This is a genomic window from Caballeronia sp. AZ1_KS37 (assembly GCF_023631165.1).
Classification (GTDB): domain Bacteria; phylum Pseudomonadota; class Gammaproteobacteria; order Burkholderiales; family Burkholderiaceae; genus Caballeronia; species Caballeronia zhejiangensis.
The window spans coordinates 175,997-197,322 of sequence record NZ_JALQDP010000030.1 but is presented as its reverse complement, the minus strand read 5'-3'; the positions used below and the strand labels follow the sequence as shown (position 1 = coordinate 197,322).

The window sequence follows — 21,326 nt, the reverse complement described above, 5'->3', positions numbered from 1 at the left end:
CGAGCGCGCCTGTGTCGAAGCGCGCGTCAGGCGGCGGCGCCGTCGTGCCGGGCCGGGTTCGCGCCGGCTGCCATCGAGAGCGACGCCTGTATTTCACTACCTGGCTCGATGACGGCGATGCCCGTCCCGCGCAAGCCCTGCGCCGCGAGATTGAAGCCGTCGCTCACGTGCGACACCGGTTCGACGCACAGATAACCCGCCCCGGCCGGACAATGCACGACGACGTGACCGAGCGCGTCGTCGGCGATCAATCCGAGCGTGCGGCCGTCGGCGTAATGCAGCGTCGCACGGCCGTCCCAGCCGCTCAGATAGCGCGTGTACCCTTCCGTCTCGCGTTGGTGGAGAAGCGCGGGACGTTCGTCCGTCGGCTCGATCGCGATTTCGGCTTCGTGACGCCAATGCGTCGTCGTATGGAGTTCGGCTTCCAGCGCGCCGAAATACGGATGAAAACCGAGGCCGACCGGCATCGGGCTCGACGACCGGTTCGCGACACGCATCGACAGCCGCGCGCCATCCGCATTGGCCTCGATCAGTTGCACGGCCTCGAACGCCCACGGCCAGCCGTGCTCGCCCTCGCCATGCGTGTAACGCATCACGACGCAATCCGCCTCGTGCAACTCGACGCTCCACGCCGCGTACTGGCCGAATCCATGCAACGCGTGCGTCATGCCTGGAAACGTCGCCAGTTCGACGACGGAACCGTCCGGCGCGGGAAAACGCGCATCGCGCACGCGATTCGAAAACGGCACGAGCGGATAGCTGCCGCCCTTGGGCCACGCATCGCAAGACCAGCTCGCGACTGTCACCGGCGCGAGCCAGTCATGCAATCCGCGCGCATCCCGCGTGGCGAAGCGCGTGATGCGCCCGCCCGCCATCGGCGCAATTTCGAGCACATGCGGCCCGCTCGCGATACTCAAGCGCGGTTCCGCGTTCAGCTCTCCAACTGCACGAAATTTCGTCACTGCTTCTGTTCCTTCACGCGCGACACGAGCTGCGTCGGGCTCACGAACTGCAACGCGATCAGCACCCAGATCATCGTGATGGCCATGTAGATCATCGCCATCGCGTCGATGGACTGCGGCGCGCGCACGCCCGTCGAGAACACCGCGTAGTACAGCGCGACGACGAGCGTCTGCGTCGTCGGACCGGCGGTGAAGAACGTCAGCTCGAACATACCGATGGTCCGCACCAGCACCAGCAAGCCGGCAGCCAGCATGCCCGGCACGAGCAGCGGCAGCAGCACGTAGCGGAAATACTTCGCCGTGTTCGCGCCGAAGATGCGCGCGGCCGATTCCAGATTCGGATCGATCTGCTCGATGAACGGTGTCATCACGAGAATGACGAACGGCAGCGCAGGCACCAGGTTCGCGAGGATCACGCCGGTCAGCGTGCCCGCGAGATGGAACTTGTACATGACCGTCGCCATCGGGATGCCGTAGGTCACGGGCGGCACCATCAGCGGCAGCAGGAAGACGAGCATCGCGAAACGCTTGCCGGGGAATTGCACGCGGGCGAGCGCATACGCGGCGGGCACGCCGAGCGCGATCGACAGCAGCACGACCGCGCCGACCACTTCGAGCGTCACGAGCAGCACGCTCGAAAGCTGGAAGTCGCTCCACGCCTGCGCGTACCAGTGCAGCGTGAAGCCTTGCGGCAGCAGCGTGCCGAACCAGCGCGTCGCCACCGAATTCACGGCGACCGTCGCGATCAGCAGCAGCACGTTGACGAGGAAGAAGGCCATCGTCGTCCAGACGAAGAACTTCCATAGCCTGGCGCGCAGGCTCGCTTGCTGTTTCATCTGTTTGCCCGTGCTTCGAGTCGGGGCGCCGGCCTGCCAGCCGGACGCCGCGCGGTTATCGGTCGTCATTATCCCTTGCCTCCCGTCACCGGACCCGTATAGAAGAAGCGGCGCGCGCCGAGCATGCCGCCGACCACGAGCAACTGCACGAAGCCCATCACGATCGCGATGGTCGATGCAAGCGCGTAGTCGTAGTTTTCGAACGCAGCCTCCGATGCGGCGATCGAGATCACGCGCGTCGGGCCGGCCGGCGCGCCGAGCAGCACCGCCGACGGAAACACCGAGAACGCCTGCACGAACGAGAGACACGCGGTCATCGTGAGGCCGGGCAACAGCAAGGGCAGATAGATCTGACGGAACTGCTGCCACGGATTCGCGCCGAGCGTGGCCGCCGCGCGCGCGAGCGTCGGATCGATGCCGGTCACGTACGAAAGCGTCAGCAGAAACGCGAACGGAAATCCCGACACGATCAGCGAAATCAGCACGCCCCAGTAGTTGTGCGTGAGACGCACTTCATCGCCGTAGAGATGCAGCGCCTGCAACGCCTGCGGGAACCAGCCGTTCGGACTGAAGTACGTGAGCATGCCGTCGGCGATCAGCACGGTGCCGAGCGTCACCGGCACGACGAGCAGCGTCGTCGCGAACTTCTGCCACGGCGACGTGCGGCGCAGCGCGAACGCGACGGGCACCGATACGCCGACGTTGATGATCGTCGCGGGCACGGCGAGCTTGAGCGTGACGATGATCGTCGGCCACATCGACGAATCGGTGAAGAACGTGACGTAGTTCGCCCATATGCCGCCGCCGTTCATCGGATTGAACGACAGCATCAGCCCGTAGGCGAACGGATAGATGAACAGCGCGAGAATGAAGACGAGCGCGGGCGCTACGAGCCAGCCCTTCGGATCGCGCTGCGCGGGAAGCGCGATCATTTTTCTTCTCCGTACACGAGCGTCTTCGAAGGCGCGACGCGCAGCGTGATGCGCTCGCCTTCGCTGCATTCGCCCGCGATGCGCGCCCAGAGCTTGCCGAACGCCGTATCGATGATGATGAGCGAATCGCGTCCGCCGTACTCGACGACTTCGACGTGCGCGTCGAACGCGTTTTCCGTGCCGGGCGCGACGCGCTCCATGTCTTCCGGACGCAGCGCGACCGCAACGCGCTTGCTGTCGAAGCCTTCCATCGGCGTGCCGAGCAGCCTGACGCCGTTCGCGTTCACCGCGACGCAATCGCCCTGCGTGCCTTCGAGCGTCGCCTGCACGACATTGCGAAAGCCCATGAACCGCGCGACGTGCAGGTTCTTCGGACGCGAATAGACTTCCTTCGGCGACGCGACCTGCTGCACGACGCCCTCTTTCATCACGACGATGCGATCGGCCATCGAGAGCGCTTCGTCCTGATCGTGCGTGACGTAGATCGTCGCGCGCTCCAGCTTGCCGTGGATGCGGCGAATCTCGGCGCGCATTTCGATGCGCAACTTGGTGTCGAGGTTAGAGAGCGGCTCGTCCATCAAAACGAGCGGCGGTTCGATGACGATCGCGCGCGCGATCGCCACGCGCTGTTGCTGGCCGCCGGAAAGCTGACCGGGCAGCTTGGCGTCGTGGCCGATCAGTTGCACGAGTTGCAACGCGGCTTTCGCCCGCTTCGTCGCTTCGGCCTTGGATACCCCGCGCATCTTCAATCCGAAACCGACGTTGTCCAGCACCGACATGTGCGGAAAGAGCGCGTAGTTCTGAAAGACCATGCCGAAGCCGCGCTTTTCGGGCGGCAGCACGTCGATACGTTTGTCGTCGAGCCAGATGCCGCCGCCGGTCAACGGCTGCAATCCGGCGATGCAGTTCAGCGCGGTCGACTTGCCGCAGCCCGACGGTCCGAGCAGCGCGATGAACTCGCCGCGCTGGATGTTCAGATCGAGTCCCTTCAACGCCGCGAGTTGCTGACCTTCGGCGTTGGTGAAGCTGCGCGAGACCGAGTCGAGGCGCAACTGCTCAAAAGTGTGCTTCATGACATTTCCTGCGCTTTTTTGTACAAGCGGCGACGCTCCTCGCGAGGAACGTCGCCGTCTCATCACACCGATACGTCGACTTACTTCGTCTTCGCCGCGCCGATTTCGCGGTCCCATTTCTGGAACGCGGCGACCATCGCCTGCGCGTTCAGCGGCAGTACGTGCGGACGGTCGGCGAGGAGCTTCGCGTATTCCGGACGGCCGAACTTCTGGATGACTTCCTGGCTCTTCGCGGGCGCCATCGAGAGCGGCACGTCCTTCACCGCCGGGCCAGGATAGAAATAGCCATCGTCATATGTCAGCGCCTGCTGCGCCGGCTCGAGCATGAAGTTCATCAGCTTGTAGAGCACGTCGAGCTTTTCCTTCGGCACGCCTTTCGGAATCACCATGTAATGGGCGTCGTTGACCCACGTCATGTTGTCGAATGCGCCGACCTTGAATTCCGCCGGCACGATGCCGAGCGCGCGCGGATTGATGTCCCAGCCCGTCACGGTGACGGTCATGTCGCGCGTGCCTTCACCCAGCTCCTTCATCACGGCCGACGTGCCGCCCGGGTAGTACGGAATGCAGTCGTTCAGTTGCTTGAGGAACGCCCAGGTCTTGTCCCAGCCGTTGATCGGGTCCATCGGGTCCTTGTCGCCGAGCACGTACGGCAGGCCCATCAGGAAGGTGCGGCCCGGACCGGAGTTGGCCGGACGCGCGTAGATCAGCTTGTTCGGATGCGCCTTGCACCACGCGAGCAGTTGATCCGGCGTCTTGGGGACATCGGTGACTTTGGCCGGGTTGTATTCGAGCAGCGGACCCGCTGGCATGTACGTCACTTCCAGACCGTAGCCCTGCGCGATGTCCTGCATCTTGCGCGGACCGGGCGCGTACTTGTCGAGCACGCCGGGGAATGCCTTGGCGTTGTCGGGCAGAAGCTTCTCCCACAGACCTTGCTGAATGCCGGCCGCGAGCGCGTCGGTGCCCGTCACGACGAGGTCGATGTCCGAGCGCCCCGCCGCCTGCATCGCCTTGATCTTGCCCGGCAGTTGCGGCGCCGGCGCATTCGTGAACGTGATGCTGGACACGAGGTCCGGATACTTGGCCTTGAACGCCTCGAAGCCCTTTTGCGTCAGTTGCAGATTGCCTGCAACGTCGACGATGTTGATCGACACGGGATCGGCCGCGTGGGCCGCGCTCGTGCCGAAAGCCGCGCTCACGGCGACGCAAATCGCCGCCAGTTTCACTGACAGTCCTGCCTTGAAAGCCATGTTGTCTCCTCACTTCTCTCGCAACCGCTGGTCGGGAAGAGGTCCGGTCGGATCGTCGATGTTGTCGATTGTGTTGATCGCCGGCCTGTTTGTACTTCGTTCTGATTCTTGCGTGTCTATCGTGCGCGTGCGTCCTCGTTGCGGCTTGGATGCTGAAAAATAGCTAACGAGGTTATAGGATGTCAAGCAAATCGCAACCCGCCGATGCTGTTACCGAAACAGCCGAACCGCCTTTTTTCCTCTGCCGATAGCGCTTTGCAAGCCGCCTCGGGATATACCCCGAGCGCTTGTTACCTCCCGCTTTAACCTGTATTTAACTGGGGTTTCCTGCACGTTTCCCGGAAACGCGGAGGGTTTCATCGAATGCGAGCAGCGCGCGCGCTTCACGTTCGATGGCCGGCAACGCAGCTTCGGGCGACGCGCTCAGCAACGGCAGTACCGGGCCCATGTCGGCGATGCCCGATAAGGTCACGGCGTCGTGCAGAACGCGGATCAGCGAGACTTCGTCGCGAAGGGTTTCGAGCGGCATAAAGTGCTCGTAGATGGAATCGGCCCCGGTGCCGCCTGCTTTTGCCGCGCGCAGCAGCGCCATCACTGCGTGCGGCGCGATGCATCCCGAGCCGGTCGTCCATGACGCGAGACCGAAGTCGCGCGTGTGAACCAGCGCGGGGCGCTCGCCCATGCCCGACACGACCTTCGACGCCGGCACGCTTTCGAGCAAGCGCCGCAGATAGCCGTCGTCCGCTGGATTGGCCCGCTGAATCGCGTATTTCACCGCGAGCAGCGTGCCGTCATCGACGAGGCCGGCAAGCCCGTCCACGTCGATGTAACTCTCGCTCTTGATATAGAGCGTGAACGGCATGCCGGCCACATCGGCAAGACGTCTGAGGCCGTGCGCGACGCCCTCCGGCGTGGTGAAACCCGCGAGCGGCAGGATCATCGCGGTGCGGTAGCCCGTCTGCGCGAGGATGCGCGCCTGATCGAGCATCTTCCCGTAGTCAGGGCCGATGGCCGGAATGACGCGAGTCCGCGGGCCAGCCGACTCGGCCAGCATGTCAAGCAACTCCCGGAACTCGCTGACGGCGACGTGGTACAGATTCGCGTTGCCGCCGTAAAGCAGCGTGGACACGCCGCCGGCCTCGATGTGAGCGATCAGCCTGCGGTTGGCTTCGGGATCCAGCGAATAATCCGGGCGACGCGCCAGGGGCGGCACCGCCATGACGGATGCGGAAAACTCGCTGACGACGATGGGATCGGTATTCATGACGCCTCGCTGAATCGACGGAAAAGGTCCGCAGAAGGTAGCAAGGCGGGTAAAAGTTGTCAAACAACTTTGCCGGGAGGGAGCCGGTTTATCGCAAGTTGGCTAAGGTTGTGTGACAACTGTCGGGTCGAAATTATTCACCGAACATGCGCTCGAGCGCGTTCTCGAGGTGCGCCTTCATCGCTTGCCCGGCTCGGGCGGAATCGCGCGCGCGGATCGCTTCAAGGATTTCGCGATGCTCTCTCTGAACGAGACGCTGGCGTTCGAGCGTCTTCACGTACGACAGGTTGCGTGACAGGTTCATGCTGACTTCGACCTGTTCTTCGATGAACGACAGCACGGTGATGAAGAACTGATTTTTAGACGCTCGCGCGACCGCGAGATGAAACGCGAAATCGTCTTTCGCGCCGATGCCCTCCTGCGTTTCGACGACGCGTTCGAGCTGATCCCACGCGTCCTGAATCGCGCGGATGTCTTGCTCCTCGGCCTTGACGGCGGCCAGTTCCGCCGCGCCCGACTCCGTCACCACGCGAAATTCGTAGCAGCGACGAATGTCGGATAGCGTTTCCAGCGGAGCGAAGCGGCGCACGTCGGGATCGGGGCGGCGACCCACGATCGTTCCCGATCCGCGCCGCGTCACGATGATGCCGTCTGCGCGCAACCGCGCGAGCGCCTCGCGCACGGTCGGACGCGAGGTGGCGAATCGTTCCGCGAGCGCGTGTTCGGTGAGGAGCCGGTCGCCCTCCTTGAACTCGCCTTCGATGATGCTGTTGAGGATGTCGCTATAAATCCGGTCGGCGAGGCCGGATGACTTACGCTCGTTCATGTTCGCGCGTGACGTGCTTGTCAGGGTGGAGACCGATTGTAAGGCAGATTTTGTCAGGCAGATTTTTCGCGCGAGGCACCGCAAGCCGCCTGTCCCATGCTCAGTATTTCACTGCACGCGAAGTGCGAGCCGTGAATGACATTTCGGCATGCGAAGCGATATTGCGCAGCGTAAACAAAAACGCGCCCGCGGTCTCCCGCAAGCGCGCTTCGGCCATCGCCATCGAAATTCAGATCGACAACAGCTTCCTCGCTTCCTTCGCCGTCGCCACCGGCCGACTGTACTCCGCGCATAACGACGCCACCCGGCTCACGAGTTGCGCATTGCTCTTCGCGAGCGTGTCCTTGTCCCAGCGCACGTTGTCTTCGAGTCCCGTTCGGCAATGTCCGCCCAATTGCAACGTCCAATGATTCACTTCGAGCTGATGGCGCCCGATGCCCGCAGCCGTCCACGTGGCATCCGGCAGATTCTTCTTCAACTGCTCGACCTCGAACTCGAGAATCTCGCGTCGCGCGGGCAATGCGTTCTTCACGCCGAGCACGAACTGAACGTGTACAGGCGATTTCAACAAACCCTGATTCACGAGATCGACGGTGCTATAGAGCATCGCCAGATCGAAGATCTCGATCTCGGGCTTCACGTTGTGATCGAGCATCGTCTGCGCGAGCGAGCGCACGAAATCGGGCGGATTCTCGTAGACGATCGTCGGAAAGTTGACCGATCCCGTCGCGAGCGACGCCATGTCAGGCTTCAAGTCCAGCATCGCGCCGCGCTGCTCGAAGGAACGCCCGCGCCCGCCCGTCGAGAACTGGATGATGATGTCCGGGCAATGCTTGCGGATGCCTTCCTGCAATTCCGCGAACCTGTGCCGGTCCGAGCTCGATCGCTCATCCTCGTCGCGCACATGCAGATGCACGAGCGTCGCGCCCGCTTCATACGCCTCGTGCGTGCTTTCGATCTGCTCGGCAATCGTGATCGGCACGGCAGGATTGTCTTTCTTGCGCGGCACCGAGCCGGTGATCGCAACCGATATGACGCAAGGTTCTTTCGTAGGGGATTGGGTCACGCTTCGCTCCTTGACGGCGCCATGCTTGAAACAACTTCGCGGAGATCGTATATGGCGCTCAAATTTGAACTAACTAGTACATTTGTGATGTTGAGGCATTCTCCGTGCCGCTGCAAGCCACGCAAACCCTAAGCTCGCGACGCGCGTTCGTACGACGAATCGGGCCGCTTGCCCCGCTACTGTCGCTGCGCATACTCGGCGAGCATTTTTCCGACCTGCTCGTCCGTGATCGCCGGCTTGATGTCGAACATGAACAAATCGGCCCATTCGTGCGCCCATTGCGCGAGCGGCTCGACGTTGTCGCATTCGCACACGGCGATACCCCAGATCGAACCGATCGCATGCCAGCGGCCCAGCAGATGAATGCCGTCGGGCGGCGCGCCGCGAGTTTGCAGGAATCGCTCGGCCGCGAGTCGTTCGGCGTCGGGTTGCGCAGTCCAGTTGACGATGAATAGCATGGCTCGATCCTCCTGTTGGAACGCCATGAAACGGCGCGACGCGCCGGGCTCGCCGCCGCATCGGCAGTTGCGCCGATGCGGTTCATCCAGTATAGGAGGCGGCCGTGGATCGCATTGATCAATGCATGACGACGACGGGCGTCGCGAGCACCGGCTGCGCGTAAGTCACTCTGACGGCAGGCGCAACTCCATACGGCGTCACGATGACGGCAGGCTGCGGCGGCGGAGGCGGCGGCGCGGCGACCACCACCGGCGCGAACGCCGGCTCGACGACGATCGTGCGCGCGGGCACGTAGTAATACGGCGGCCTCGGCAGCGGCGCGTAGTAGTACACGGGACGCGGCGGCGGCGCGTAAACGACGGCGGGCGCGACGTAGGAAACCTGCACGCTCGTTCCAGCCGATGCGGTCTTCGCGCAGGTCAGGCTGATGGCGGCAACGGCGGAAACGCTGAGCAAACGGCAATTCATGTTGAAGTCCTCATGCATCGTGAGACGTTAATACGGCAGCAACAAAGAAATGCAACTGCCGGCGATGAGAACGATAGCGAAGCCCTGCCCGATGCGTGAGTCGTAACTTATGTCGCGGGATGTCGGCGCGAATGCGCGGCATCGAACGCGAAATACGGCGACATGATTCGTAGCATCCCCAAGATTGCGTTCGCGGCGCGGCTCAATAGAATGGCATCACCGTCGACGTTCATCCGTAGCGAATCAGGGGAGAGAGCCATGCGAAAGATTCTTGTCATCCTTGCGGCATGCGCGGCGTGCGCCACGTCGGGCGCGGCGTTCGCGCAGACCGCTACGCAGCCGATGGGCGCGAGCCCGCGCCTCGAACACGTGCTCGGCCAGTTGCAGACGCGCTTTTCGAGCGCCAACACCACGCACGACGGCAAGCTCACGCGCGAGCAGGCATCCACGGGCATGCCGATGGTCGCCAAGCACTTCGACGAAATCGACACGCAGAAGAACGGCTACGTCACGCTGCCGCAAATCGAAGCCTTCATGCACGAGCACGCCGCGCAACGCTGACCCGGAGCCTCCATGGAAACCCTGCCGAAGATCATCGTGCTTGACGACGAAGCCGAGTTGCGCAACATGCTGCAGCGATTTCTGAGTTCGCAGGGTTTCGAGGTACGCGTCGTCGAAAATGGCAAGCGGCTCGACCGCTATTTGCAGCGCGAGCCTTACGACCTGCTGGTGCTCGACTGGATGATGGAGCCCGAAGACGGCCTTTCGGTCTGCAAGCGCCTGCGTGCCGAAGGCCAGACGCTGCCGATCCTGATGCTCACCGCGAAAGGCGATCCGGTCGACAAGGTCGTCGGCCTCGAAACCGGCGCCGACGATTACCTTGCCAAGCCCTTTCTGCCGCAGGAACTCGTCGCTCGCGTGCGTGCGTTGCTGCGCCGCCAGAAGATTGCGGCGGGCGACCCGACGCATACGCAGCAGCGCATCCGTTTCGGCGATTTCCGCCTCGATCTCGCGAAGCAAAAGCTGTATCGCGGCGGCGAGCCGTTCGAGATTCATTCCGCGCAGATGCAGTTGCTCACGGCGCTCGGCTCGTCGCCGAACCGCGCGGTCAGCCGCGACAACCTCATCGCCCGCACGCGCGGCCGCGATCACGACGCGCTCGATCGCAGCATCGACGTGCAGGTGTTGCGGCTGCGTCAGATCGTCGAGGAAGATCCGGGCAAGCCTCGGTTCATCAAGACCGTGTGGGGCGTCGGCTACATGCTGCTCGCGGAAATCGAATCGTGAAGTGGGCGCCGCGCTCGCTCTTCGCGCGCAACATCCTGCTGCTGGTCGCGCTCGTCGCGGTGAGCCAGGTGTGCGCGATCGCCGTGCTGCTCCATTTCATCCAGACGCCGCGCATCGAGCGCGCGGCGGCGACCTTCGCGAGCTATATCGTCACGCTCGATACGCTCCTGAAAACTTCGCCGCCCGAAGCCGCGCAAGGCGTTGCCGTGAACCTCGACCTTCGCGCCGAACTGCCCGCCGGCGCGCGCGACATGGCGCCGGGATCGCGCTTGCGCTTCTATCAAACGTATCAGCGCCGGACGTTCATCGAGAGCCTGCGCGCGCATCTGCCCGCCGACATGCTCGTGCGCTGGCAAGGCGCAGAAGCGTCCGACGACGGTCAGCAGCGCTTGTGGATCCGCGCGCATCTGGCGGGCGAGCCGCGCTGGCTGGCGCTGCCGGTGCCCGAAGCGGCGCACGACGACGGCCTCGCGACCGCCCTTTTCCTTTCGCTCGGACTCGGCGCGCTCGCGTTCGCGACGGCGTACGTGATCCAGCGCCATCTGAACCGTCCGCTCGCGCATCTCGCCGATGCCGCGCGGCTCGTGTCCGCGGGCGGCGAGCCGGGCGTCCTGCCGACCGACGGTCCGACGGAAATCGCCCAGGTCAGCGGCGCCTTCAATCGCATGACGGCCGCGCTGAAGGAAGCCGACGCCACGCGCGCGCTGATGCTCGCGGGCATCTCGCACGACATTCGCACGCCGATGACCAAGCTGCGCCTCGCCATGGCGATGTCCGCCGTGCCATCGACGGACGCGGCTTTCGCGGCATCGGCGGAAGGCTATCTCGACACCATCGATACGATTCTTCAGCAGTTCATGGACTACGCGGGCAGCGGCGCGAAGGAAACGCCCGTCGTCGGCGATCTCAACGCGCTGATCGCCAATCTGGCCGCCGATTTCGCCGGACTGGGGCACGAGTTCGCGCTCGATCTCGGCGAGATCGAACCGTTCCCGTTCAGGCCGATCAGCATGATGCGGATGCTCATGAACCTGATGCAGAACGCAGTGCTCTACGGCGTAGTCGGCCTGGAAGTGCGGACGTGGACAGATCGCGAGGCGAACACGGCCTGCGTCGTGATCGCGGATCGCGGAAAAGGCCTCGGCGGTCAGGATCCGGAAGCGCTGAAGCAGCCGTTCAAGCGCGGCGGCGGCGAAGGCCAGCCGAAGGGCACGGGCCTCGGACTTGCAATCGTCGAGCGCATCGCGCGGCTGCACGGCGGAACGCTCGAACTGAGCGCGCGCGACGGCGGCGGCGCGGAGTCGCGCATCGTTCTGCCGCTCTCGAGCTAGCGTTATTCGGGATCGGCGATCGCCTGTTTGTCATCGCCCTCGTTCGCCGTCTGCGCCTGATCCTCGGCGACCGTGGATTCGCGTGCGAGCGGCGCGATTGCGTGCAAGGGCACCATCGGCTGCGTGCGCGCATTCACACCGGCGGGACTGGGCTCGTTGTCGTGGATCAATGCGCGAATGCGCGGATAAATCTGCTGCTCCCAGCGCTTGCCGTTGAACACGCCGTAGTGGCCGACGCCCGTCTGAACATGATGCGCCTTCAGATACGGCCGCAGCTTGTCGCACAGATCCTGCGCCGCGAGCGTCTGGCCGACGGCGCAGATATCGTCGCGCTCGCCCTCGACGGTGAAAAGCGCGGTGCGCCGGATCGCCGACGGATCGACCTTGCGGCCGCGCACTTCGAGCTGCTTCAGCGGCAGTGCGTGCCGCTGAAACACGGTGTCGACGGTTTCCAGATAGAACTCCGCGGTGAGGTCCATCGTCGCGAAGTATTCCTCGTAGAAAACGCGGATCGCATCGGCCTTCGCGACGTCGCCCTTCGCGCGTTGATGATGCATCTCCTCGAACGATTCGATGTGACGCGCGAGATTCATCGACATGAACGCGCCCAGCTGTACGAAGCCCGGATAAACGCGCCGCATAGCGCCCGCGAAACCGAACGGCACCATGCTGATGAGATTGCGCTCGAACCAGTCGATCGGCTTGCTTTTCGCGAGTTCGTTCACGCGCGTCGGGTTCACGCGCGTATCGATGGGACCGGCCATCAGCGTCATGCTCGCCGGCTCGGCGGGATGCCGGTCCTCGGCCATCAGCGCAACCGCCGAGAGCGCCGCGACGGTCGGCTGGCAGACGGCGAGCAGATGCGCGCCCGGCCCGATCGTCTCGATGAAATCGATGATGTGCTGCACGTATTCGTCGAAGCCGAAGCGGCCGTGCATCAGCGAGACGTCGCGCGGATTGCGCCAGTCGGTGATATAGACGTCGTGATCGGCGAGCATCGTCTGCACGGTGCCGCGCAAGAGGGTCGCGAAGTGGCCGGACATCGGCGCGATGACGAGCACGCGCGGCTGCACGATGGACGCATCGTCCTTGCGAAAATGCAGCAGATCGCAGAACGGCGTCGATGCCGCGACTTCTTCCAGGACGCGCATCGTTTTGCCTTCGGCTTGCACCGGCGCGATATCGAATGGCGGCCGCGCGTGCGTCAGGCCCGCGAGCGCGACCTGTTCGCAGAGCGCCGCCATACCGCGGGCCTGCGGCGTCTCGCCGATATCCTTCCAGACACGCAGCGCGCCTTCGACGAGCGTGGCGGCGTGGCGGATCGGCAGCATCGAATCGGACCAGGCCTGATAGCCCGCATAGGTGAACGGATTCATGGCGACGAAAGGAGGCAATAGCCATGCCAATCGATGGCTACATGGGCCTTCATATGTCACGCGATTGGCATAGGCTTTGCACAGATGCCATTCACGAGCGCGTTTTGCCGCGCTTCGGTGCTTGGGCGCACCGCGCTCGATCCGTCTTGGTGCACGACGCGCGAGGAACGACTCATGGCGAACGCCACGCTCACCATTAGCAGCAAGAACTATTCGTCCTGGTCGCTGCGCGGCTGGCTGCTCACGAAGTTCAGCGGACTGCCGTTCGAGGAAGTCGTGATGCCCGCCGACGATCCCGGCGCGCGCGCCGAACTGCTTTTGCTGTCGCCATCGATACTCGTGCCGTGTCTCTTTCACGATGGCATCAAGGTCTGGGACACGCTCGCCATCGCGGAATATCTGAATGAAGTATGCCCCGATGCCGGCCTGTTGCCGAAGGAGCGCGCCGAACGCGCGCATTGCCGCGCGATTTGCGGCGAGATGCACTCGGGTTTCGCCGCACTGCGCTCCGCCCTGCCGATGAACCTGAAGGCGCACTTTCCGGGCTTCAAGGTATGGGCGCGCGCGCAGACCGACATCGAGCGGATCGTGACGATCTGGCATGAATGTCTCGCGCAGTATGGTGGTCCGTATCTGTTCGGCGAACGGACGTGCGCGGACGCGATGTTCGCGCCGGTCGTCACGCGCTTCGTCACCTACGATGTCAAGCTCGACGCCGATATCGTCGCGTACGGCGAGCGCATTCTCGCGATGCCGGAGATGCGCCGCTGGATCGCCGATGCGCAACAGGAAGCCGAGGAAATCGACGAACTCGATATCGAGTTCTGAAACGGGCGCGCGAGTCAGGCCGATTTTCTTTTCCTCCATTCGTGAACCATACTGGTCTTGAAGGAGGAAGTCGCAATGGAACCTTCAATCGATGCAGGCGCTTCGACCCGGCGCGCGCCGACGTTGCACGTCCGCTTTTCGGACACCGACGCGATCCCGTTTCCGACGCGCACCGTCGAGCGTGGCGATGCGTTGTATTGCGCGGGGGAGCCGTTGCGCAGCCTGTATACGGTGCAAAGCGGTTGCTTCAAGACCGTTGCGACATTCCCCAGCAGCGACGATGACAGCGCGCCGCACACGCAGGTCACGGGCTTTCACTTCGAAAACGAAACGCTCGGTCTCGACGGCATATGCACGAACCGGCACGAAAGCGACGCCGTCGCGCTCGAAGCGAGCGTCGTGCGGATCATGCCGGTCGGCATTCTCGAACCGCTGTGTCGCGAATACGCGGGGATGCAGCACGAACTGCTCGCGATCATGAGCGCGGAGATCGTGCGCGCATCGCGTCTCGCGCTGATGCTCGGCACCATGCCCGCGCGCGAACGCGTCGCGGCGTTCCTGCTCGATTTCGCCGAACGCCTCGACGCGGGCGCAACGTCATCCGGCGGACATCCGGTCGATCTGCTCTTGCCGATGACGCGCGCGGATATCGGCAGCTATCTCGGGCTCGAACTCGAAACCGTGAGCCGCACGCTCTCGAAGCTGCAGCGCGAAGGCGCGATCGGGCTCAACGGGCGTCAGGTCCGCATCGTCGATCGCGCGATGCTCGAACATCACTGATTCACGCGCGGACCGTCAGCACCGCCGCCCCCGTCAGCTTGCCGTCGCGCAGATCGGCGAGTGCGCGGTTCGCTTCGTCGAGCGGATAAGGCGTCGTGTGCAGATCCAAATGAAACTGCGCGGCGATCCCCATGAACGCGCGGCCGTCCTCGCGCGTGAGATTCGCCACCGACATGACGCGCCGCTCGCCCCAGAGCAGCGCATACGGAAACGAAGGAATGTCGCTCATGTGGATGCCGCCGCACACCACGGCGCCGCCCTTCGCGACCGCCTTGAGCGCCGCGGGCACGAGCGCGCCGGCGGGCGCGAAGATCAGCGCGGCGTCGAGTTCATCGGGCGGCGTCTCGTCGCTGCCGCCCGCCCAATGCGCCTTCAGGGCGAGCGCGAGACGTTGCGCCGCGATATCGCCCGGACGCGTGAACGCATAGACCGCGCGCCCCTGATGCTTCGCCACCTGCGCGACGATATGCGCGGCCGCCCCGAAGCCATAGATGCCGATGCGCTGCGCGTCGCCGGCCATCGTGAGCGTGCGATAGCCGATCAGTCCCGCGCACAGCAGCGGCGCGGCTTCCACGTCCGAATACCGTTGCGGCAGATGCAGGCAGTAGCGCGCATCGGCGACGACGCGTTGCGCGTAACCGCCGTCGATCGTATAGCCGGTGAAACCCGGCGCATCGCAGAGATTCTCGCGGCCGGCGATGCAGTAGCGGCAACGGCCGCAGGTATGGCCCAGCCACGGCACGCCCACGCGATCGCCGGGCGCGAAGTTCGTCACGCCCGCGCCGAGCCGCGCGACCGTTCCCACGATCTCGTGGCCCGGTATCACGGGCCGCTTCGGATGCGCGAGCTCGCCGTCGACTACATGGAGATCGGTGCGGCACACGCCGCACGCATGGACGTCGATGAGCAGTTCACCTGCGCGCGGCACCGGATCGGGCAGATCGCGCAACTGCAGGAAAGGACCGTTGCCGTCGAAGACCATTGCGCGCATGAATTCATCTCCATCGATATTGCAGCGCAGCGTGTTGTCCGTCGCAGCAGCAAACGAACCGCACGCACGCGCGATGCGCTGGGGCGCGCGAGCCCGCCTTGGTGCACCGATGCACGCTCGCCGGGCATTCTGGTTACGCCACATCACGCGATGATGCGGCGCACGCATCGCGCATCGGTTGCTCGCCCGTGCGGCGATTTGCCTCCGATGACTGTCGCTGAACGGTCAGATTGTCGTACTAAACTTGACTCATGCAGTCACGAAGCGAACATGTGTCGGCGACACATTTCGGCATCGGACTTGCTTGTTTGGTTCGGACATCATCGCTGTTGCGGCGCGGCAAGTTCGCGATCCGAAGCGTGCCTTACGAACGCATCGGCGATGGAACCCATTACATGCGGCGCGATTAAACTTATCTGCGGCGTCCAGTTCGAACCTCTCATCGCGGTCTGAGAAGATCGCGTCGCAACGCCTCAACAATACGCGCGGCGCAAGCCGCCATTCAACCGAGGACGCTCATGGCCGGCGAAAGCGCCGAGCGTCTTCGTCCATCGAATTTGCTTCATGGAGGATGACATGCGTATCACGGTCAAGCTGGATGGCTTCGAAGGCGCTCAATCGGCGGCCTACGCCATCCTGTGGCTCGACAAGGAAACCCGCCGATGGTCGCGCGAGGGCCATCAGTCCGTCGATGTGCCGGACTGGGGCGGCTTGCGCACAGGTTCGAACGGCACGATGATTTGCGGCCAGCAAGTGGGCGATCCCATCTGCGTTCTGGAGCGCCTCGATGTCGACGCGCCGGATGGCCCATGCGAGGGTCTCGCGGGACGCGTCCTCTGGTATGCCGACGGCGCCGGCATGAAGAGCACCGGACGCTGGCACGTCCAGTGCATCGATCGCGAGCAGATCAAGGCGGAGCACGGCGTATTCGCCGACGAGGAGAGAATCTGATCGGCACGCGCTCAATCGTCAGGGCTCGTCGCTCGGGAACGGTGTCAGCATCACGACGAACGACGCAGCCCCGATGAGTATCGCGAGCACGCCGTAGTACATCACCGACGTCTCGTCGAAGAGCAGGCCGCGCAGCGCCGCATTGATGCCGCCCAGCGTCACGAACACCGCGCCCAAAGCCGCGACGATGCGCCCTTCACCCCTGATCATGATGTTCTCCCGACCGTCGGGCGCACCGATACCGCGCCGCGATAATTCAATGGTCGCTTGCTCGGCGCGGCACGAATTGACCTGCATCAACCTCAATCGAACGTCGCGCGCGCCGGGGAGGCGACCGCTCGTTCTGGTGTTTTCCCTTGCCCCATTTCCACGGCTTATATTGGTAGTATCAGGTGCTGGCTGCGCGTTGGCATGGCTTCGCGCACACGGCGCATGCTGCCCGGGCCATCCTCGCTTTTGCCCGCAAGAATGGCTCGCATTCGACCGACAAAACCCTGGGGAGGCACGATGAACCAAAATTTCAGCGATCCGTTCAGCCAGTTTGCAGCCATGTTCCAGCAGTACCAGCTTCCTGGGTTCGACGTCACCGCGATCATGGAATCGCGCCGCAAGGACGTCGAAGCGCTCGCGGCGACCAATCGCGTCGCGTTCGGCGGCATGGAGGCGCTGCGCGACAAACAACTCGAAATCCTGCGCCGGACCTTGAGCGATCTCGAAGGCATCGCAAAACAATTCGCCACGACCTCGACGCAACCGCCGTTCAACGCCAACGAAGTCGTGCAACGCGCGCTGCACAACGCGCTCGCGGACATGCAGGACATCGCGCGCACGACCCAGCAGACTCAGGCCGAAGCCTATGCGCTCGTCAGCAAACGCATGGAAGACGCCCTGAACGAACTCAAAGCTTCTATCGAGAAGCCCAAGACCTAGCCTCGCGCGGTCCTGACGAGGCCCGGCCTCCGGCAACGACGAGCCGCGCGTGCGGCGAGCGGAGGTGCGTCATGCAATTCGACGAATTCGCAGCGTTCGAGAAGGACGGCTGGGAGCATGTGGTCCCGTCGTACGAGGACTATTTTGGAAGGCTGACCGTTCAGGCGCATCCCGCGCTGCTCGATGCGCTTTCGGTCGCGCCGGGCATCCGCATGCTCGATGTCGCCGCCGGGCCGGGCAATCTCGCCGCGGCGGCGATCGAGCGTGGCGCGACTGCGGCGGCCGTCGATTTTTCCGCGTCGATGATCGCGCACGCGCGGCAGTTTCATCCCGAGATCGAGTTTCATCTCGCAGGCGCGGAGCAGTTGCCGTTCGGCGACGAAAGCTTCGACGCCGTCGGCATCAACTTCGGCATGCTGCATTTTCCCGAGCCCGAGCGCGCGCTCGACGAAGCGGCGCGCGTGCTCCGCCAGGGCGGACGCATTGCGTTCACCGCGTGGGCTGCACCCGAACGCGCGGTCGGCTTCGGCATGGTGCTCGACGCGGTCCGGCTGCATGGGACGCTCGATGTCGGACTGCCGCCCTCGCCGCCCTTCTTTCGCTTCAGCGATCCCGACGAATGTGTGCGCGTGCTCACCGAAGCCGGCTTTGCCGACGCGCGCGCCGTCGAAGTCGAGCAAACGTGGCATCTCGTGCTGCCCGAAACGCCGCTCGACGCCTTGATGCACGGCGGCGTGCGAATGGCGGCGCTGCTGCGCGCGCAATCGAAAAGCGCGCTTGCCGCAATCGCGCAGGAAGTGCACGCCCGCGTGACGGCGTACGCGCGGCACGGCGAGCTGCTCGTGCCGATGCCCTGTGTGCTGGCGTCCGCCACGAAACCCTGAGCCGGCGCTACTTTTTGGCTTGCGTCGTGATCTGAAAGATATCGACGGCGACGCGCTCGCGGCCGTATTTGCCCGCGAGCGCCGAGAGCCGCTTGTCGACGGCGCGCAGATATTCGGACTTCGCTTCGCTGTCGGGGCGCGGCGAGTCGAAGAGCGGCGCGGGCGTGACTGTCAGCACGATCATCTCCGAACCGAACGGCTTGCCGACGACCCAATCGCCCATTGTGCCGATGGTCGCCGTGTAGTTCGCGGGCGCCTGGTTGTCGCGCGAGCGCGCGTTCGGCAACAGATGCACGACGCTGCCATCGAGCATGAAATAGTCGACGTTGACGTAGGACTCGAACGCGGGCGTCATCAGATCGACGATGAGCGGGTCGCCTTCGGTGAGGCTCGTCGCGCGCGAGCGCGTGTGCACCGATGCCGGTCGCCCCGACTGGCGGTTGGCCGTCCAGAACGGGCCGTACACCTTGAGCAGATCGCATTTGTCGTCGGCGACCGGCTGCACGCCGAAGTTCGTCGTCTTCACGCCTGGCACGCGGCCGAGCGCTTCCTTCAGTCGCGCGAGACCGTATTTCTGCGATACGAAGCCCTGCACGTCGACGGTCTGATCGTGCACCGACGCCACCAGCGCCGAGCACGGCACGCTCCCGAGCACGGGCGTGACGGCGGCCATCGTGAGTTCGGGAACGGGCGTCGCGGGCACGGCGGGCGTGACCGCCACCGCCGCCGAAGCGGGGGGCGCGCCGGGCGAATGCGGTGTCACCGTGCCCGCGGCGCTGCCTTCTGCCGGCGCGGGCGGCGCTTCGTGCGCAACTTCCTCGCCGCCCCTCGACTGATCGTAGAAGTAATATCCCGCGCCCGCCGCCAGCAGGGCCACGAGCGCCGCCGCGCCGATCGCAAACTTCGGCACGCCGCCTTTTTTTCCCTTGCGGCCCGCGGGCGACGCGGCATTTTCGTCGGCGATATCTTCGAGAAATTGCGTGACGCTCGGCGTCCTCGCTTCGCGTTCGAATGCGAGCGCGGCCTTCAGCGCTTTCCACTGCTTGTTGCCGAGATGCTCGGGACGCTGCGGCTTCATGCCCGCGCTTCTCGCCTGCAACCCGGGCACGCGATCGAACGGATGCTTGCCCGTCAGCAATTCGTAGGTGATGCAGCCGAGCGCGTAAATGTCGTCGCGCGGATCGGGCTCGCGATGCTCCAGCATCTCCGGGCTCGCGTACGCGGGCGTGAGCGCGCCGAGGCTGCCGGGATCGAACACGGTCGCCTCGGTTTCCTCCTCGGGCCGCTGGATCACGCGCGAAATGCCGAAGTCGATCACCTTCACTTCCGACGTGTCCGTGAGAAACACGTTGGCCGGTTTGAAATCGCAGTGCACGAAGCCGCGTTCGTGCGCGTAGGCGAGCGCGTTGGCCATGCCCTTGAAGATCGGAAAGACCTCGGAGAACGGCATGCCCTTGAAGTTCGGGTTCCGAAGCAGGCGCGAGAGGGGCTGGCCAGACAGATATTCCATCGTCAGATAGACGACCTGACCGTCGCGGTCGAAGTCGTACACGGTGACGATATTCCGATGCGCGAGCTGCTGCGCCTTGCGCGCCTCGCGCTGCAACGCGATCAGCGATTTCGGATTGCCGCGGAACTGGAGATTGAGCACCTTGATCGCGACATACGGCCGCCGGTCCGACGCTTCGAGCTTGCGCAGATCGAGCGCCTTGTACACGGTCCCCATTCCGCCGATGCCGAGACATTCTTCCAGCACGAAACGGCTGTTGAGCGTGTCGCCGACGCCTTTCATCTGCTGATCGTGATCGACCATCACTTGCGTCGCCTGACTCCCGGTGCCGCCGCTCGGATCGCGCGAAGGCGGCGGCGCGAAACCCGGCGACGTTTGCAGACGCGTCTCGTCGCGGCTCGCGGGCCCGGTGGGGGAATCGGCTTCGGGACGCATGCGCGCCGCATGCTCGATGCGGCGGCGGATGGCCGCATAGATGTCGGGGGGCAACGGCCGCGCCGCGTGCTCCTCGTCGAGGATCTCCATGAGCCGCCTTGCCGGAGTCTGTTCGGTCGCCAGTGCGCCGTCCACTCCCGCAAAGAACTCGTCGCGCGACCCGCCGTCGCCCCGATAAGTACGAATCGCTTGCGCAAAACTTGTCATCTGTGCGACGCGACGCGGCTCCAATCGATCGACAACTACTTGTCGTAACAAAACCCCGGTGATCGTTCGATACTAGCCTTCACATGGAGCTTTCGCAAATGGCGTTTTCGATCATGAGCGGCATCGCGCACATGTCGTTCGGAGACCGACACATCGATGACGAGTGTTGGCGTCACGCCATCGAAATACGCTTGGCACGAACTCGCCGCGTGGCAAAAAGGACCGAAAAATCAACGCACTGGACAGTTCGTGCCGCTCGCACGCGGCGTTGGCACGCGATTCGCATCGGTCTTCACGAACGTCTTTGCGGCAGAAGGCACGCGCCTTGTGCCGCCATTGGCGTTCACGCGCGATCGGTGTTGCGGATCACGGAGTCGCTCCGGCACATCGAAGACGATTGTCTATACTCGATTGCGACTCCCCACTCCGGAGGAAGCATCCATGGCCGTCATCAAAATCAGGGATCTCGCCGACAGCGTCGAACTCGACAGGCAGGCGATGCATACGATCGTCGGCGGCGCGCGCGATGGCGTGCGTCCATTGTTTCGCATCCGGCCGGCATCGGCGACGAATCGCGTCGTCGATTATCCGGGCGTGCCGGTGAAGGACGTGCCCGCTACGCAGGCCGGTCCGTTCACCAGGAGATTCGTCTCGAAGAAATAACGTCGATAGTGGCG

Annotated in this window: 23 protein-coding genes; 9 read left to right on the top strand and 14 right to left on the bottom strand. The window is 64.1% G+C overall.

Translation table 11 applies throughout. From position 1 onward, the window contains the following. Window positions 1–26 precede the first annotated feature (26 nt). From NCS00_RS17135 to NCS00_RS17090, 10 genes are all read right to left on the bottom strand, one after another. On the bottom strand, window positions 27–917 hold the full coding sequence (locus tag NCS00_RS17135; protein WP_250440585.1) for an aldose epimerase family protein: 891 nt from the start codon (window positions 915–917) through the stop codon (window positions 27–29). A 41-nt stretch (window positions 918–958) separates the two neighbouring features. Next, entirely contained in the window at window positions 959–1,867 is a 909-nt protein-coding gene (locus tag NCS00_RS17130; RefSeq protein ID WP_033536134.1) for an ABC transporter permease, read from the bottom strand. Further along, window positions 1,867–2,730: an ABC transporter permease gene (locus NCS00_RS17125; protein WP_250440584.1), complete on the bottom strand. Its 864-nt coding sequence runs from the start codon at window positions 2,728–2,730 to the stop codon at window positions 1,867–1,869. The genes NCS00_RS17130 and NCS00_RS17125 overlap by 1 nt, the downstream gene beginning before the upstream one ends. Beyond that, on the bottom strand, window positions 2,727–3,803 hold the full coding sequence (locus tag NCS00_RS17120) for an ABC transporter ATP-binding protein (protein ID WP_008353423.1): 1,077 nt from the start codon (window positions 3,801–3,803) through the stop codon (window positions 2,727–2,729). Before NCS00_RS17120 ends, NCS00_RS17125 begins: the two co-directional genes overlap by 4 nt. A gap of 80 nt (window positions 3,804–3,883) precedes the next feature. Further along, window positions 3,884–5,056: an ABC transporter substrate-binding protein gene (locus NCS00_RS17115; protein ID WP_008353424.1), complete on the bottom strand. Its 1,173-nt coding sequence runs from the start codon at window positions 5,054–5,056 to the stop codon at window positions 3,884–3,886. Window positions 5,057–5,369: 313 nt separating this feature from the next. Beyond that, window positions 5,370–6,320, bottom strand: a complete 951-nt coding sequence (locus NCS00_RS17110; RefSeq protein WP_250440583.1) for a dihydrodipicolinate synthase family protein — start codon at window positions 6,318–6,320, stop codon at window positions 5,370–5,372. Between the two features lie 133 nt (window positions 6,321–6,453). Continuing rightward, a complete protein-coding gene (locus NCS00_RS17105) occupies window positions 6,454–7,146 on the bottom strand; it encodes a FadR/GntR family transcriptional regulator (protein WP_250440582.1) in 693 nt (230 codons plus the stop codon). 229 nt (window positions 7,147–7,375) lie between these two features. Next, window positions 7,376–8,212: a 3-oxoadipate:acetyl-CoA acetyltransferase gene (locus NCS00_RS17100; RefSeq protein WP_250440581.1), complete on the bottom strand. Its 837-nt coding sequence runs from the start codon at window positions 8,210–8,212 to the stop codon at window positions 7,376–7,378. A 176-nt stretch (window positions 8,213–8,388) separates the two neighbouring features. After that, window positions 8,389–8,670, bottom strand: coding sequence for a DUF3303 domain-containing protein (locus NCS00_RS17095; protein ID WP_250435734.1), 282 nt, complete (start codon window positions 8,668–8,670; stop codon window positions 8,389–8,391). Window positions 8,671–8,788: 118 nt separating this feature from the next. Continuing rightward, window positions 8,789–9,139 carry a hypothetical protein gene (locus NCS00_RS17090; RefSeq protein WP_250440580.1) on the bottom strand — a complete coding sequence of 117 codons (351 nt, stop codon included), beginning with the start codon at window positions 9,137–9,139 and terminating at the stop codon, window positions 8,789–8,791. Window positions 9,140–9,397: 258 nt separating this feature from the next. On the opposite strand from NCS00_RS17090, the gene NCS00_RS17085 reads away from it, so the two are divergent. Genes NCS00_RS17085 through NCS00_RS17075 form a run of 3 tightly spaced genes read left to right on the top strand, consistent with a single transcriptional unit; the run spans window position 9,398 to window position 11,757 of the window. Then, complete coding sequence (locus tag NCS00_RS17085; protein ID WP_008353431.1) at window positions 9,398–9,700, top strand: EF-hand domain-containing protein; 303 nt, start codon at window positions 9,398–9,400, stop codon at window positions 9,698–9,700. Between the two features lie 12 nt (window positions 9,701–9,712). Continuing rightward, entirely contained in the window at window positions 9,713–10,426 is a 714-nt protein-coding gene (locus NCS00_RS17080; protein ID WP_008353432.1) for a response regulator, read from the top strand. Then, a complete protein-coding gene (locus NCS00_RS17075) occupies window positions 10,423–11,757 on the top strand; it encodes an ATP-binding protein (RefSeq protein WP_250440579.1) in 1,335 nt (444 codons plus the stop codon). The genes NCS00_RS17080 and NCS00_RS17075 overlap by 4 nt, the downstream gene beginning before the upstream one ends. Window positions 11,758–11,759: 2 nt before the next feature. On the opposite strand, the gene NCS00_RS17070 is transcribed toward NCS00_RS17075, so the two are convergent. Then, window positions 11,760–13,133: a polyhydroxyalkanoate depolymerase gene (locus tag NCS00_RS17070; RefSeq protein WP_175979308.1), complete on the bottom strand. Its 1,374-nt coding sequence runs from the start codon at window positions 13,131–13,133 to the stop codon at window positions 11,760–11,762. Window positions 13,134–13,307: 174 nt separating this feature from the next. Between NCS00_RS17070 and NCS00_RS17065 the strand changes: the two genes are divergently transcribed. Beyond that, window positions 13,308–13,961, top strand: a complete 654-nt coding sequence (locus NCS00_RS17065; RefSeq protein ID WP_008353437.1) for a glutathione S-transferase family protein — start codon at window positions 13,308–13,310, stop codon at window positions 13,959–13,961. Window positions 13,962–14,036: 75 nt separating this feature from the next. Beyond that, on the top strand, window positions 14,037–14,741 hold the full coding sequence (locus NCS00_RS17060) for a Crp/Fnr family transcriptional regulator (protein WP_008353439.1): 705 nt from the start codon (window positions 14,037–14,039) through the stop codon (window positions 14,739–14,741). Window position 14,742: 1 nt separating this feature from the next. Here the strand turns inward: NCS00_RS17060 and NCS00_RS17055 are convergent, their stop codons facing one another. Then, on the bottom strand, window positions 14,743–15,732 hold the full coding sequence (locus NCS00_RS17055; protein ID WP_250440578.1) for a zinc-dependent alcohol dehydrogenase family protein: 990 nt from the start codon (window positions 15,730–15,732) through the stop codon (window positions 14,743–14,745). 576 nt (window positions 15,733–16,308) lie between these two features. Between NCS00_RS17055 and NCS00_RS17050 the strand changes: the two genes are divergently transcribed. Then, window positions 16,309–16,683 carry a DUF3564 family protein gene (locus NCS00_RS17050; RefSeq protein ID WP_033536165.1) on the top strand — a complete coding sequence of 125 codons (375 nt, stop codon included), beginning with the start codon at window positions 16,309–16,311 and terminating at the stop codon, window positions 16,681–16,683. A gap of 18 nt (window positions 16,684–16,701) precedes the next feature. Here NCS00_RS17050 and NCS00_RS17045 read toward each other — a convergent pair whose 3' ends face one another. After that, window positions 16,702–16,893: a DUF2964 family protein gene (locus NCS00_RS17045; protein WP_033536164.1), complete on the bottom strand. Its 192-nt coding sequence runs from the start codon at window positions 16,891–16,893 to the stop codon at window positions 16,702–16,704. 297 nt (window positions 16,894–17,190) lie between these two features. Between NCS00_RS17045 and phaP the strand changes: the two genes are divergently transcribed. Continuing rightward, window positions 17,191–17,613, top strand: coding sequence for a phasin family protein (gene phaP / locus NCS00_RS17040; protein ID WP_008353443.1), 423 nt, complete (start codon window positions 17,191–17,193; stop codon window positions 17,611–17,613). 71 nt (window positions 17,614–17,684) lie between these two features. Continuing rightward, window positions 17,685–18,497, top strand: coding sequence for a class I SAM-dependent methyltransferase (locus tag NCS00_RS17035; protein ID WP_008353444.1), 813 nt, complete (start codon window positions 17,685–17,687; stop codon window positions 18,495–18,497). A 7-nt stretch (window positions 18,498–18,504) separates the two neighbouring features. On the opposite strand, the gene NCS00_RS17030 is transcribed toward NCS00_RS17035, so the two are convergent. After that, the gene (locus NCS00_RS17030) at window positions 18,505–20,649 is read right to left on the bottom strand and encodes a serine/threonine-protein kinase (protein WP_250440577.1); all 2,145 of its coding nucleotides are present in this window, start codon (window positions 20,647–20,649) and stop codon (window positions 18,505–18,507) included. Window positions 20,650–21,090: 441 nt separating this feature from the next. Between NCS00_RS17030 and NCS00_RS17025 the strand changes: the two genes are divergently transcribed. Then, a complete protein-coding gene (locus NCS00_RS17025) occupies window positions 21,091–21,312 on the top strand; it encodes a hypothetical protein (protein WP_250440576.1) in 222 nt (73 codons plus the stop codon). Window positions 21,313–21,326: the final 14 nt, after the last annotated feature.

Bases quoted from the DNA above. Each gene is read 5' to 3' on its own strand.
- NCS00_RS17060 (WP_008353439.1), top strand. From the start codon at position 14,037: ATGGAACCTTCAATCGATGCAGGCGCTTCGACCCGGCGCGCGCCGACG.
- NCS00_RS17085 (WP_008353431.1), top strand. From the start codon at position 9,398: ATGCGAAAGATTCTTGTCATCCTTGCGGCATGCGCGGCGTGCGCCACG.
- NCS00_RS17110 (WP_250440583.1), bottom strand. From the start codon at position 6,320: ATGAATACCGATCCCATCGTCGTCAGCGAGTTTTCCGCATCCGTCATG.
- phaP (WP_008353443.1), top strand. From the start codon at position 17,191: ATGAACCAAAATTTCAGCGATCCGTTCAGCCAGTTTGCAGCCATGTTC.
- NCS00_RS17025 (WP_250440576.1), top strand. From the start codon at position 21,091: ATGGCCGTCATCAAAATCAGGGATCTCGCCGACAGCGTCGAACTCGAC.
- NCS00_RS17095 (WP_250435734.1), bottom strand. From the start codon at position 8,670: ATGCTATTCATCGTCAACTGGACTGCGCAACCCGACGCCGAACGACTC.
- NCS00_RS17130 (WP_033536134.1), bottom strand. From the start codon at position 1,867: ATGACGACCGATAACCGCGCGGCGTCCGGCTGGCAGGCCGGCGCCCCG.
- NCS00_RS17055 (WP_250440578.1), bottom strand. From the start codon at position 15,732: ATGCGCGCAATGGTCTTCGACGGCAACGGTCCTTTCCTGCAGTTGCGC.
- NCS00_RS17125 (WP_250440584.1), bottom strand. From the start codon at position 2,730: ATGATCGCGCTTCCCGCGCAGCGCGATCCGAAGGGCTGGCTCGTAGCG.
- NCS00_RS17105 (WP_250440582.1), bottom strand. From the start codon at position 7,146: ATGAACGAGCGTAAGTCATCCGGCCTCGCCGACCGGATTTATAGCGAC.
- NCS00_RS17120 (WP_008353423.1), bottom strand. From the start codon at position 3,803: ATGAAGCACACTTTTGAGCAGTTGCGCCTCGACTCGGTCTCGCGCAGC.
- NCS00_RS17065 (WP_008353437.1), top strand. From the start codon at position 13,308: ATGGCGAACGCCACGCTCACCATTAGCAGCAAGAACTATTCGTCCTGG.
- NCS00_RS17070 (WP_175979308.1), bottom strand. From the start codon at position 13,133: ATGAATCCGTTCACCTATGCGGGCTATCAGGCCTGGTCCGATTCGATG.
- NCS00_RS17030 (WP_250440577.1), bottom strand. From the start codon at position 20,649: ATGACAAGTTTTGCGCAAGCGATTCGTACTTATCGGGGCGACGGCGGG.
- NCS00_RS17050 (WP_033536165.1), top strand. From the start codon at position 16,309: ATGCGTATCACGGTCAAGCTGGATGGCTTCGAAGGCGCTCAATCGGCG.
- NCS00_RS17035 (WP_008353444.1), top strand. From the start codon at position 17,685: ATGCAATTCGACGAATTCGCAGCGTTCGAGAAGGACGGCTGGGAGCAT.
- NCS00_RS17080 (WP_008353432.1), top strand. From the start codon at position 9,713: ATGGAAACCCTGCCGAAGATCATCGTGCTTGACGACGAAGCCGAGTTG.
- NCS00_RS17115 (WP_008353424.1), bottom strand. From the start codon at position 5,056: ATGGCTTTCAAGGCAGGACTGTCAGTGAAACTGGCGGCGATTTGCGTC.
- NCS00_RS17045 (WP_033536164.1), bottom strand. From the start codon at position 16,893: ATGATCAGGGGTGAAGGGCGCATCGTCGCGGCTTTGGGCGCGGTGTTC.
- NCS00_RS17090 (WP_250440580.1), bottom strand. From the start codon at position 9,139: ATGAATTGCCGTTTGCTCAGCGTTTCCGCCGTTGCCGCCATCAGCCTG.